Consider the following 13,569-nt stretch of genomic DNA (forward strand, 5'->3'; position numbering starts at 1 on the left):
ATTTTTTGAAAAATAAAAAAGGAGCCTAAGCTCCAAATTTAATATTTTTTGTCTATTAATAAAATATTTAAAAGAACAGCAACTATTGTCCCACCTGAAATGCCAGAAGAAAACAGGGAAGAGATAATAGTTGGAAGTCCTGAAACAATATCTGGTCTAATTGTAATTCCAATCCCAACTCCAATACTAGATGCTATTATCATAATGTTTTTTGTGGTAAATCTCGTTCTACTTAATGATTGAATACCTGCAGCGATAATTGTTCCAAACATAAGTATTCCTGCACCTCCTAAAATTGGTGTGGGCATAATAGAAACTAGCATTGCAAATTTTGGACAAAAACTCATTAGAATTAAAATTGCCGAAGAAAAGAGTGCAACTTTTCTTGATGCACATTTTGTTAAAGGAATTAGTCCAACATTTTGACTAAAACTTTGAGCGGCTCCTGATCCAAAAAGAGGAGAAATCATAGAACCCACAGCATCTGCTCTAACTCCATTTGCAATATCGCTATCGCTAAGTTCAACCTCACAAACTGATCCTAAAGTTTTCATCACTCCGACAGTTTCAATTATTGTCACTAAATAGCCTGCTATAAAAGGCATTAAAAATTTTATATCAAATGTAATACCAAAGGGTAAAATTTGTGGTAGTGCAATCCAAGGTGCTTCTATAATTTTAGAAAAATCTACAAGATTAAGTGGAATGCATATAATATATGCAACAATCATTGCTATAAAAACTGAGGCAGTTGTAATAAATCCTCGTCCGTAATGATTTATAAAAATTATTAAAAGAAAAGTAAAGGTTGCAATGGCAATATAAAGTGGGTCACCAAAATTTTCTGCAGTTGCTCCACCTCCAACCCAATCAAAGGCAACAGGCATCATTGTAATTCCAATTAATGTTATTACAGTTGATGTTACAATGTCTGGGAAAAATTTTAAAAGAGGTTTTATAAAGAAGCTTAAAATAAATTCTAAAAAAGCCCCCATAATTGTCGCACCAAAATACCCTGCAAGTCCTCCGCCCATAGTATTAATCACTGCATTAGCTGGAGGCACAAAACCAAAATCAGTTCCCATAATTGTTGGAAGCCCTATTCCTATTTTATATTTTCCAAAACCAATCCCTTTAGTTTGAATAAATGAACAAATACCTGAAGCAAGTAAAGCTGCTGAAACCATCAGTGCTGTTTCTTCGACATTTGTGCCTGAAATAGCAGCAATGCTTAATGGTACTGCGATAATACCACTAAATGCAGTTAAAATATTTTGAAAACCAAGTAGCGACGATTTTAAAAAATTTGGATTATCATTAATATTATATTCTAATTTAATTCCATTATACTTTTCCACAATAACTCCTTTATAATATAAATAATAAAGTATTTTAACACATATGAAATTTATTAACAATTAAAGGGGGACTTAAATTGTATATATTTGTTGCTTTAGGTGGAGCACTTGGAAGCATTTTGAGATATTTTATTAGTCAAACTATTCAAACTAAAAATAATTTTCCACTTTCAACGCTTTTAATTAATGTAACGGGAGCTTTTATAATCGCATTTATATCATTTTATGCCGAAGAAAAAAATATAAATGAAAAGTTATTAGTATTTTTAAAAGTTGGATTTTGTGGTGGTTTTACTACATTTTCAACATTTACTTTTGAGATATATAATCTGTCAAATGCTGGAGAAAATTTTTATTCTATATTTTATGCAGTTTTAAGTTTATTTCTATCAATAATTGCAATTAATATTGCTAGAATCTTAATTTAATACACACAGACTGTAAATAATAGCAATAATCTATAGTTTGTGTGTAAATTTAAGAATTTCTTAATAATTAAGAAGATTTTTTGTAATTTGTGTTTGTTATTATAAATTCAAGGAGGAAGACATGAGAAATTTTAATATATTAATTGCAGAAGATGACAAGGACATATCTAAATCTATTGGAATTTATTTAAAAAATGAAAATTATAATATTTTTTATGCTTATGATGGACTTGAAGCTTTAGAAATTTTTGAAAAAGAAAAAATTGATTTAATAATTATGGATCTTATGATGCCGAAACTTTCTGGGGAAGAGGCTATTATCAAGTTAAGAGAAATATCTGTAGTACCAATTTTAATTTTATCAGCAAAATCAGAAGACACAGATAAAATTTTTGGACTAAATATTGGCGCCGATGATTATATCCAAAAACCTTTTAATCCTCTTGAACTTATAGCAAGAGTAAAAAGTAATTTAAGAAGATTTTATTCCTATGATTCAAGAAAAGATGATTCTAATTTTATTGAAATTGGCGGAATTAAATTAGATTTAAATCAAAAAATAGTTTTCGTAGATGATAATCCCGTTACATTAACATCAATTGAATTTAAAATTTTAGAACTTCTCATGAATAATCCAAATCGTATTTTCTCTATTGAAGAAATATATGAAAATGTGTGGAATGAGCCCGCCATTGAAGCTAAAACTGTCACAGTTCATATAAGGAGAATTAGAGAAAAAATAGAAGTAAATCCAAAAAAACCAATGTATTTGAAAGTTCAGTGGGGCTTGGGATACAAGTTTGAAGATGGAGGTAGAAAATGAATAAGGATAAATATAAATTAAGTAGCTTTATTATTTTAATTTTAATTATATCTGCTATTTCTCTAGTAATTGGTAATTTATATACGCATGAATTAAATAGAGGAAGAAATTTAAAACAATTTAGCTATGATAAGATTTCAAGTACAGTTAGAAATTCTCTTTATGGAGGAAACTATGACAGTGAATATCACTTCAAATATGCTGTAAAGTCATATAAGTTAAAATATTATTATCCAAATGGAGATGTCGTAGAAGATTCTGAAATTATAAAGAAATTTGAACAAAAGAAAAGTTTGGAGGATAAAGGACTTAATCCAAAAGACTATATGTATGAAGAGGATTTGAACATACCTTATATTAAGGGAGAATTTGGTACATTTTACATTTCTAATGATATTGTTGAACCCGAATTTGAGCCACTTCAATTAGATACTAAAGGAAAAGATTTCTTTATTTCTGGTACATTTGATGGAAAGAAAGTACAATTTGATAAAATAAGTAGAAGTAAAAGATTTGACAACAGTAATTATTCATTTCTAATAGATAAATTTAAAAAAGAAATCTTAGAATATTATAACAATTATCTAATGGACAAAAATATAAAAAATTTAAAATTTGCATATTATGGTAATTTAGATGATCCAGTTTTTAAAAATATTGAAATAGATTCAATGATAGATAATATTTATATCTCAGGAGGAACTTCAGTATTTACTTCACTAGTTTTATCATTTGTAGTAGGTCTTATTCTAAATATTAATAAGATTAAGAATTCTGATAAGCTTAGGGCAATATTTTCTATACCAATAGAAATAGTTGGAATATTATTCTTTATGTTATTTTTCTTAGGTATAGGTACAACTAGTTTATATTTTATATATAATAGTCTAGAAATATATTATCTATTGTTCTTTATAGGTTGTTTCTTAGTTACTTTAACAGGTTTACACTTAACAATTAATTTAAAAAGTGTCTTTAGTAAAAATTCTGGAAATTTATTATTAGAAAATTCAATCATCTGTAGAATTTTTAGAAAAATTATTGGAGAAATGTCCGATTTAAACACTGAGAAATTTAATAACTATAAAATTAAATTCACAATAATTTTCTCTGTTATCATTTTAGTTGTATTATTTTTACTTCTAATTATGCAAACTAATCCTCTTGCTTTGGCGATAATTTTAATCATTGGAGCTTCTTTATACTTCGTTTTAATTTCAAATATAAATGAAGTTGCAAGAATTAACAAAGAATCCAATAAAATTGTTGCTGGAGATTATAAAAACAAAATAGAAAATAATAATGGAATCTACAGCGGAATAATTGAAAACTTTAACAATATAAGTTCTAACTTAGATATAGCAGTTGAAGATGCTCTTAAATCAGAAAGGCTAAAAACAGAACTTATAACTAATGTAAGCCATGATTTAAAAACTCCACTTACATCAATTATTAATTATTCAGATTTATTAAATAAAGAGGGAAATAGCCAAGAAGAAATAAAGGAATATTCTAAAATTATCAATGAAAAGTCTAATAAACTTAAAGTTTTAATCGAAGACTTATTTGAAGTGTCTAAGGCAAGTTCAAATAATATTGAACTACAGAGAGAAAATTTAGATTTTAAATCATTAATTGCTCAATCAATAGGTGAATGGGAAGATAAAATATCTGAAAAGAATATAGAAATAATTTCTAAGCTACCAGAAGAAAAAGTAATCTTAAATATTGATGGGCAAAAAATGTCTAGAGTTTTAGATAATTTATTTTCAAATATATCAAAATATGCTTTAGAAAACTCAAGAGTTTACTTAGAACTTGAAAACAATAATGAAGTTAAACTTACTATAAAAAATATTTCTAAATATCCACTTGATATTACACCAGATGAATTAATAGAAAGATTTACTCGTGGAGAAAAATCTAGAACAACATCAGGATCAGGTCTTGGACTTTCAATTGCATCTTCTTTTGTAAAAGCTCATGGAGCAAGCTTTAATATTGACATTGACGGGGACTTATTTAAAATTACAATTATCTTCTAATGTTTAATATATAATTATTAGGATATATAACTCTACAGGGGTGATATCATGTATTTAGAAGATTATGAAGTTGGAAAAGAATATTTTATAGAGCCTCACGAAGTTAACGAAGAAGAAATGATAAATTTTGCAAAAGTTTATGACAACAGACCATTTCACATCGATGAAGAAGGTGGAAAGGAATCGAGATTTAATAAAATTTTTGCATCAGGTTTTTTCACATTAGTGTTTACGTGGAGCAAGTGGGTAAACACAAAAATTGATAGTGAAGGAGTAATTGCTGGTATTGGTCTTGATAATTTAAGATGGCATAAACCAGTTTTTGCAGGAGATGTTTTAAAATCTAAGGTCAAAATTTTAGAAGTCAGCCCATCTCAAGATAAGCCTGTGGGTTCTGTTAGACTTTACTTTGAAAGTACAAATCAAAATGATGAAAAGGTAATAAGTCTTGAAGCAATTTATCTTGTGAGTAAGAAAATTAAATGAAAGGGTTCGGTTAATTTCTAAACTGAGGTTGTAAACAGTCTGAGTTCGGTTATATGCCGAACTTTTTTTATTTGCTCATTTTTTAACTTGTGATAATATATCTTATAGGATGTGATAATGTGATTTTAAATGATATTCGAAATAAAATGTTAGAAAATAATATAGATTTTTATATAATTCCAACTAATGATCCACATGGTTCAGAATATCTTCCTGATTATTATAAAGAAAGAGAATTTGTAACTGGATTTACAGGTTCACAAGGCACTGCTGTCATAACAAAAGATAAAGCATATCTTTGGACAGATGGAAGATACTTTATTCAAGCTGCAAATCAAATTAAAGACTATGGATTTGAACTTCAAAAGCAAGGCTTATCTGGAGTTTTAAATTATGATGAGTGGATTAAAGAAAATATAAAAGAGAAAATGACAATTGGTCTTAATGCAGAATATTTTTCTCATTCAAATTATTTAAGTCTTAAAAATAAATTGATTCCTAAAAACATAAATATTATTGATATAGACTTAACTTGTGATTTATGGAATAATAGATATCCTCTTCCAAAAGATGATGCCTTTATATTAGATATAAAATATGCTGGGAAAAGTGCTTTAGAAAAAATTGAAGAAGTTAGGAAAGGCTACAAAGAAAAAAATGCAAACATGACTATAATTTCTTCACTTGTTGACAATTCATGGATACTTAATATTAGAGGTAATGACATTGAAAACACACCTGTTGTTATTTCATTTTTAATCATAGAAGATGATAAAGTAATTCTATTTGTAGATAAAGAGAAAGTTTCAAATATTTCTAATGTAATTAATAAAGTAGCAGAAATAAAAGATTACTCTGAATTTTATGATTATTTAAAAAGTTATAAAAATCAAAAAATATATGTAGATGATAAATCAATTAACGAGAGAATTTATCAAAGTATATCTGAAAATAATGAAATTATTTTTGGTAACAATATTTCAGAAGATTTAAAAGCTATCAAAAATGATGTAGAAATAAAAAATCTTGAAGACACATATATAAGAGATGGAGTCGCTTTATTTAAATATATCTACTGGCTTAAAGAAGAAATTAAAAAAGTAGCAATTGGAGAATATGACGCTGCCATGAAACTTGATAGTTTTAGAGCAGAAGATTCACTTTATATATCAAATTCTTTTAATACAATTTCTGCTTATGGTGCTAATGCAGCTATGATGCATTATTCTGCAAGTAAAGATAATCAATCAATGATTAAGCCAAAGGGTTTTTATCTTGTTGATTCTGGTGGACAATATTATTCTGGAACAACAGATATTACAAGAACAATTGCAATGGGAGAATTAACCAAAGAAGAAATTCACGATTACACAATGACTTTAAAATCTCATTTAAACTTAATGGATTGTGTTTTCTTAGAAGGAACTTATGATATAGCTCTAGATGGAATTGCAAGATACTCAATGTGGCAAGATAGACAAGATTATAAATGTGGTACCGGCCATGGAATTGGGTTTGTGCTCTCAGTTCATGAAGGCCCACACAGAATTTCTCCATCAGTTCCTGCAGTTAGAATGAAATTAAATATGATTGTTTCCAATGAACCTGGAGTTTATAAAGAAAATAAACATGGAATTAGGATTGAAAATATATTAAGAGTTGTTCCTGATTGTGAAACTGTAGATTCAGTTTTCAATAAATTTAAAACTATTAGCTTTTGTCCACTTGAACTAAAGGCAATCGATATAAATTTACTTTCAGATAGACAGGTTGAGGTATTAAATACTTATCACAAAGAGGTTTACGAAAAACTTAGTCCTTATCTTGAAGCGGATATTTTAGAATATTTAAAGGAAACAACTAGAAAGGTTGAAAAATAATTGATAGATTTAAGAGAAAGGCTTGATAAACTTCCGGATAAACCGGGAGTTTATATTATGAAAAATGAATTAGATGAAATAATTTATGTTGGCAAAGCCAAATCTCTTAGAAAAAGAGTAAGACAGTATTTTGGTTCTTATGGCAAAAGTTCAAAAAAAGTAGCCAGCATGGTTTCAAAAATTCATGACTTTGAATATATTATAGTTGAAAACGAAGTTGAATCCCTTGTTTTAGAATCAAATTTAATTAAAGATAATCTCCCTAAATATAATATTCTTCTCAGAGACGACAAACAATATCCCTACATCAAAATTACAAATGAAAGATTTCCAAGAGTTATGAAAACTAGAAGAATTTTAAAGGATGGAGCAAAATATTTTGGACCTTATCCAGATGTTTTTGCAGTAAATGATTCTATAGAAACTTTTAATAGACTTTATCCTTTGAGAACTTGTAATTTAAATTTAGAAAAGGTCGAAGAAAAAAATTACAGACCCTGTCTTAACTACCATATTGGAAAATGTATAGGTCCTTGTATTGGAAATGTTGATGAAGAAAAATACAATGAAATGGTTGATGATGTACTTGATTTTCTAAGAAGTTCTAATACAAAACTATTAGATAAATTAGAAAAGAAAATGTATGAATATTCAGAACGACTTGATTTTGAGAATGCAGCAGATTTTCGTGATAGAATTAAAAATCTCGAGTATTTAAAAGAAAGACAACTAATCTCTGATCCTCAAGCACGAGATGATAAAGACATTATTGCACTTGCAAAGGGAATAGATGAAGTTCTTATTCAAATATTTTTCTTTAGAAACGGAAAAATTGTCGGTAGAGAACACTATATGATTAGAGATTATTTTAATGAATCTTATTCAGAAATTTTTGCCTCTTTTATAAAACAATTTTATATTGGTGCAAGCTATATACCTAAAGAAATTATTATAGAAGAGGAACCAGTTGATGTTTCCTTATTAGAAGACTGGTTGAGTTCTAAAAGAGAAGGTAAAGTTACTATTACAACTCCAATAAAGGGTAACAAAAAAGAACTAATCAGGATGGTTAAAAGAAATGCTCTTGATATGATTGAAAAATATGGAGATAAATATAAGAAAAGAGCTGAATCTAATAAAAGGGCACTTGAGGATATTAGAGATTTAATAGGACTTGATGAAACTCCAATTAGAATAGAAGCTTATGATATTTCTAATATTTCTGGAGTAGAGTCAGTTGGGTCAATGGTAGTATTTGAAAATGGAGATTCTAAAAAAAGTGACTACAGAAAATTTAGAATAAAAACCGTTGTGGGCCCTGATGATTATTCAAGTTTAAAAGAAGTTTTAAGGCGTAGATTTAAAAGAGGTGTCGATGAAAAGAAAAAAAGTAAGAAGACATCTTTTTCAAATTTCCCTGATTTAATTATGATGGATGGGGGAAAGGGACAAGTCAATGCTGCAAGAGAAGTTTTAGCCGAATTAAATATTAATATTCCTATAAGTGGACTTGTAAAAGACGATTTTCATACAACTAGAGGAATAATTTATAACAATGAAGAGTTTAATATTGAATTAAATTCAAGAGCTTATAAAATGATTTATAGAATTCAAGAAGAAGCTCATAGATTTGCTATTAATTATCACAGAAGTTTAAGATCTAAAACAATGTTTAAATCTGAATTAGATGATATTAAAGGAATCGGTCCAACAAGAAAAAATAAATTATTAAAACACTTCAAATCAATCGAGAAAATAAAAAATGCATCAGTAGAAGAACTTCTAGAAGTTGATTCCATGGATAAAAGAAGTGCTGAGTCACTATATAATCATTTCAGAGTTAAATCATAAAAGAGGTAGTATATGTCAATAAAATTAAAAGAAATTGTAGAAAAACACGAGCTTGAAATAATTCACAAATCTTCAGATTTCGATGAAATATTGATTTCAAGTTCTGATATTAATAGACCAGGACTCCAATTGTGTGGATATTATTCTAAATTTGTAAATAAAAGAATTCAATTAATTGGCACACAAGAATGGCATTATATAGATTCTCTATATGGAGAAGAAAGATTTCATTCTCTTGAAAAACTCTTCCAATGTGACATTCCCTGCGTTGTTTTTTCAAGATCTAAAGCAATTTTTGATGAAGCAAAAGAATTGGCAATAAAACATGATGTTACAATATTGAGAAGTCATGATACGACATCAAAAATTTCAAGTAAGATTATTTCTACAATAGACGAAGCACTTGCTCCTACTATGAGAATGCATGGTGTACTTTTAGATATTTACGGAGTCGGTGTTTTAATTACAGGCAGAAGTGGAATAGGTAAAAGTGAAACAGCACTTGATTTAATAAGTAATGGAGCAAGACTTGTCTCAGATGATTCAGTTATAATTAAAAATATAGATAAAAAATTAATTGGAAAATCCCCTGAAATCACTAAATATTTTATGGAAATAAGGGGAGTTGGAATAATTGATATTCAAAAGATGTATGGTGTAGCCTTTGTTATGGAGGAAAAATCTATTGAACTTGTTATGAACTTAGAAGACTGGGACGAATCTAAAGAATACGATAGATTAGGTCTTGATTATAATTATGAAAATATTCTTGGGATGGACATTGTAAAATATAATATTCCTGTAAAACCGGGGAGACATACAGCGCTTATTATTGAAGTAGCGACAAAAAATTACAAACAAAAAGAACTGGGTTATAACCCAGCAGTTGAATTAAATGAAAGAATAATTAAATACAGAAAGAGATAATATAAGGGTGATTTTTAATCACTCTTATTTAATTTTAGTAATAATTATTAAAATAATTAATTTACAAACTTTACATTTCACATTGTGAAACATCTTCCAAAGTTAGGTGATTTCAATTCTCACGGGTTCTAAATTTAATAAAATTATTGATATTTTTTATATTAAGTTCTATAATATTCATAGTATGGTTATTTTATATTTATAATATTAATAATTAGGAGGCAAAAATGACAAAAACATTTAAGACAATGGACGGAAATGAAGCTGCAGCTCATGTCGCTTATGCTTTTTCCGACGTTTCTTGTATTTATCCAATAACACCTTCCTCACCAATGGCTGAGCATATTGATGCTTGGGCTTCTCATGGAAGAAAAAATATTTTCGGACAAGAAGTAATGGTTAAGGAATTACAATCTGAAGCAGGTGCTGCAGGAGCAGTTCACGGAGCACTTCAAGCAGGTTCACTTACTTCAACTTATACAGCGTCTCAAGGTCTACTTCTTATGTTACCTAACATGTATAAGATTGCTGGTGAGTTATTACCAGGAGTTTTCCACGTAGCTGCAAGAGCACTTGCATCTCACGCTCTATCAATCTTTGGAGATCACCAAGATGTTATGGCTGCTAGAGCAACTGGATTTGCACTTTTAGCATCAGGATCAGTCCAAGAAGCTATGGACTTAGCTGGTGTTGCACACTTAGCTGCAATTAAAGGAAGAGTTCCTTTCGTTCATTTCTTTGACGGTTTTAGAACATCTCACGAAGTTCAAAAAATCGAAGTACTTAATTATGATGATCTAGCAAAAATGGTAGATAAGGAAGCTTTAAAAGAATTTAGACAAAGAGCTCTAAATCCAAATTCTCCTGAAATTAGAGGTACTGCTCAAAACCCTGACATCTACTTCCAAGGAGTAGAAGCTTCAAATAAATATTACACTAATATTGTTGATGTTACTGAAGATTATATGAACCAAATTTCTGAATTAACAGGAAGAAAATATAGTCTATTTAATTACTACGGTGATGAAAATGCAACTGATATCATCGTTGCAATGGGATCAGTAACTGAAACTATTGAAGAAGTTGTAGATTATTTAAATGATAATGGCGAAAAAGTTGGTTTAATTAAAGTTCACCTATACAGACCTTTTTCAATTAAACACTTAATGGAAGCTGTTCCTGAAACTGTAGAAAGAATTGCTGTTCTTGACAGAACAAAAGAAAAAGGCGCAGTTGGACAACCATTATATCTTGATGTTAGAGATGCTTTCTATGAATCTGATAATAGACCTCTAATCGTTGGTGGTATTTATGGACTTGGTTCTAAAGACACTAACCCAACTGATATTCTTTCAGTATTTGATAACCTTAAAGAAGAAAATCCAAAGAACGACTTTACAATTGGTATTGTAGATGATGTAACTAACAAATCACTTCCAATTAAAAAACATATTACAACTGAACCAGAAGGAACTATTAGATGTAAATTCTGGGGATTCGGATCAGATGGTACTGTTGGTGCTAACAAATCTGCTATCAAAATTATTGGTGATAACACTGATATGTATGCTCAAGGATATTTTGACTATGACTCTAAAAAATCTGGTGGAGTTACTATGTCTCACCTTAGATTTGGACACAATAAAATCACTTCAACTTATCTATTAACTGAAACTGATTTTATTTCATGTTCTAAACAATCTTATGTTTACTCTTATGACCTATTAAGAGGACTTAAGAAAGGTGGAAAATTCTTACTAAATACTACTTGGTCTGAAGAAGAATTAGATACTCATCTACCTGATTATATGAAAAAATATATAGCTGAAAATGAAATTGAATTTTACACAATTAACGCAACTAAAATAGCAGCAGAAGTTGGACTTGGTGGAAGAACAAATATGGTAATGCAAGCTGCATTCTTTAACCTATCTCAAGTTCTTCCTATTGATCAAGCTGTTAAACTTCTAAAAGAAGCTATTGTTAAAGATTACGGCGCTAAGGGTGATGACATAGTTCAAATGAACTACAAAGCTGTTGATCAAGGAATTGGCGCTCTTGTTAAAGTTGAAGTTAAAGATTCTTGGAAAAACTGTAGCGAAGACAAAAACTTCGGTATTGAAGGAGCTCCAGAATTTATTAACAATATTCTAATTCCTGTAAATAGACAAGAAGGTAATGATATTCCTGTATCAACTATTGTTAAGATGAACATGACTGACGGTACATTCCCATCAGGAACAAGCCGTTACGAAAAGAGAGGTATTGCAGTTAATGTGCCTCACTGGAAACACGAAAATTGTATCCAATGTAACCAATGTTCATTAGTTTGTCCTCACGCTGTTATTAGACCTTTCTTACTTGATGAAGAAGAAAAATCAAATGCTCCTGAATCATTTGAAACTATTAAAGCAAGAGGTAAGGGAATCGATAAATACGAATACAGAATGCAAATTTCACCACTAGATTGTACTGGTTGTGGAAACTGTGCTCAAGTTTGTCCAGCAAAGGAAAAAGCTCTTGTAATGACTCCTTACGAAGAAGAACTTGATAAACAAGCTGCAAACTGGGAATATGCTTCTGAATATGTTAAATCTAAAGAAGAAGAAATTGAACCAAATAACTTCAAAAATACTCAATTCCAAACTCCATATCTTGAATTCTCAGGAGCTTGTGCAGGTTGTGGTGAAACTCCATATGTAAAACTTGTTACACAATTATTTGGAGATAGAATGAGTATTGCAAATGCTACTGGATGTACTTCAATTTGGGGAGGATCCGCTCCATCTATGCCATATTGTAAAGATGAATGTGGTAACGGACCATCTTGGGCTAACTCACTATTCGAAGACAATGCTGAATATGGATTCGGTATGGCAATTTCTCAAATTCAATCAAGAGATAGAATTCAAACTCTAATGGAAGAATTCATTGAACTTAATGTTGATGAAGAAGCAAATGCTACTTTCAAAGAGTGGATTGAAGGCAAAGATGATGCTAAAGCATCTAAAAAATCTAGTGCTGCAGTTCTTAAATTATTAGATAAAAAATATAATGATGAAAAAGCTGATGAAATTATAGGCGAACTTCAAGGATTAGAACTCTTCTTAATTAAGAAGAGTCAATGGATTATCGGTGGAGATGGTTGGGCATACGACATTGGATACGGTGGACTTGACCATGTTCTAGCATCTGGTGAAGACATTAACGTTCTTGTACTTGACACAGAAGTTTATTCAAATACTGGTGGACAAGCTTCTAAGGCTACTCCAACTGCTGCAATTGCACAATTTGCTGCATCTGGAAAAGTAACTAAGAAAAAAGACCTTGGTCTAATGGCAACAACTTATGGATATGTATATGTTGCTCAAATCGCTCTTGGAGCTGACAAGAATCAAGCGTACAAAGCAATTAAAGAAGCTGAAGCTTATAATGGACCATCATTAATTATTGCTTACGCACCATGTATCAACCACGGAATCAGAGTAGGTATGGGCTTCTCTATTGAAGAAGAAAAGAAAGCAGTTGAAACTGGTTACTGGCACCTATACAGATTTAACCCTGAACTTGAAGCTGAAGGAAAGAATCCATTCGTACTTGATTCTAAAGAACCAACTAAGCCTTACAGAGAATTCCTTGATGGAGAAGTTAGATATACTTCCCTTAAGAAATTATTCCCTGAAAGAGCTGAAAGATTATACGAAGCAGCAGAAGAAAACGCAAAAGCTAGATATCAAAACTATTTAAATCTTGCTGAATAATTATAAATAA

9 protein-coding genes are annotated in these 13,569 nt (G+C 29.7%); 8 read left to right on the forward strand and 1 reads right to left on the reverse strand.

Annotated features, from left to right (window positions below; genetic code table 11):
• Positions 1-38 precede the first annotated feature (38 nt).
• Positions 39-1,358 (reverse strand): uracil-xanthine permease family protein, encoded by a 1,320-nt coding sequence (locus KQI68_RS03940; RefSeq protein WP_216548836.1) that lies wholly within the window; start codon positions 1,356-1,358, stop codon positions 39-41.
• Between the two features lie 77 nt (positions 1,359-1,435).
• Here KQI68_RS03940 and crcB point away from each other — a divergent pair, with 77 nt between their 5' ends.
• The 8 genes from crcB (at position 1,436) to nifJ (ending at position 13,559) form a co-directional block, all read left to right on the forward strand.
• Entirely contained in the window at positions 1,436-1,786 is a 351-nt protein-coding gene (gene crcB, locus KQI68_RS03945; RefSeq protein ID WP_216548837.1) for a fluoride efflux transporter CrcB, read from the forward strand.
• 121 nt (positions 1,787-1,907) lie between these two features.
• Positions 1,908-2,609, forward strand: coding sequence for a response regulator transcription factor (locus KQI68_RS03950; RefSeq protein WP_216548838.1), 702 nt, complete (start codon positions 1,908-1,910; stop codon positions 2,607-2,609).
• The gene (locus KQI68_RS03955; protein ID WP_216548839.1) at positions 2,606-4,654 is read left to right on the forward strand and encodes a histidine kinase dimerization/phospho-acceptor domain-containing protein; all 2,049 of its coding nucleotides are present in this window, start codon (positions 2,606-2,608) and stop codon (positions 4,652-4,654) included. Before KQI68_RS03950 ends, KQI68_RS03955 begins: the two co-directional genes overlap by 4 nt.
• Before the next feature lie 48 nt (positions 4,655-4,702).
• Positions 4,703-5,140: a MaoC/PaaZ C-terminal domain-containing protein gene (locus KQI68_RS03960; protein ID WP_216548840.1), complete on the forward strand. Its 438-nt coding sequence runs from the start codon at positions 4,703-4,705 to the stop codon at positions 5,138-5,140.
• 119 nt (positions 5,141-5,259) lie between these two features.
• On the forward strand, positions 5,260-7,020 hold the full coding sequence (locus KQI68_RS03965) for an aminopeptidase P family protein (protein ID WP_216548841.1): 1,761 nt from the start codon (positions 5,260-5,262) through the stop codon (positions 7,018-7,020).
• Positions 7,021-8,871 carry an excinuclease ABC subunit UvrC gene (uvrC, locus tag KQI68_RS03970; protein WP_216548842.1) on the forward strand — a complete coding sequence of 617 codons (1,851 nt, stop codon included), beginning with the start codon at positions 7,021-7,023 and terminating at the stop codon, positions 8,869-8,871.
• 12 nt (positions 8,872-8,883) lie between these two features.
• Positions 8,884-9,798 (forward strand): HPr(Ser) kinase/phosphatase, encoded by a 915-nt coding sequence (gene hprK / locus KQI68_RS03975; protein WP_216548843.1) that lies wholly within the window; start codon positions 8,884-8,886, stop codon positions 9,796-9,798.
• Between the two features lie 227 nt (positions 9,799-10,025).
• Positions 10,026-13,559: a pyruvate:ferredoxin (flavodoxin) oxidoreductase gene (nifJ, locus tag KQI68_RS03980; protein WP_216548844.1), complete on the forward strand. Its 3,534-nt coding sequence runs from the start codon at positions 10,026-10,028 to the stop codon at positions 13,557-13,559.
• The last annotated feature ends 10 nt before the right edge of the window (positions 13,560-13,569 follow it).

The sequence above is a fragment of the Peptoniphilus ovalis genome (assembly GCF_018919265.1).
In the GTDB taxonomy this organism is placed as follows: domain Bacteria; phylum Bacillota; class Clostridia; order Tissierellales; family Peptoniphilaceae; genus Peptoniphilus_A; species Peptoniphilus_A ovalis.

Coding starts and splice junctions, on each gene's coding strand:
- KQI68_RS03950 (WP_216548838.1), top strand. CDS start 1,908: ATGAGAAATTTTAATATATTAATTGCAGAAGATGACAAGGACATATCT.
- KQI68_RS03955 (WP_216548839.1), top strand. CDS start 2,606: ATGAATAAGGATAAATATAAATTAAGTAGCTTTATTATTTTAATTTTA.
- KQI68_RS03960 (WP_216548840.1), top strand. CDS start 4,703: ATGTATTTAGAAGATTATGAAGTTGGAAAAGAATATTTTATAGAGCCT.
- hprK (WP_216548843.1), top strand. CDS start 8,884: ATGTCAATAAAATTAAAAGAAATTGTAGAAAAACACGAGCTTGAAATA.
- nifJ (WP_216548844.1), top strand. CDS start 10,026: ATGACAAAAACATTTAAGACAATGGACGGAAATGAAGCTGCAGCTCAT.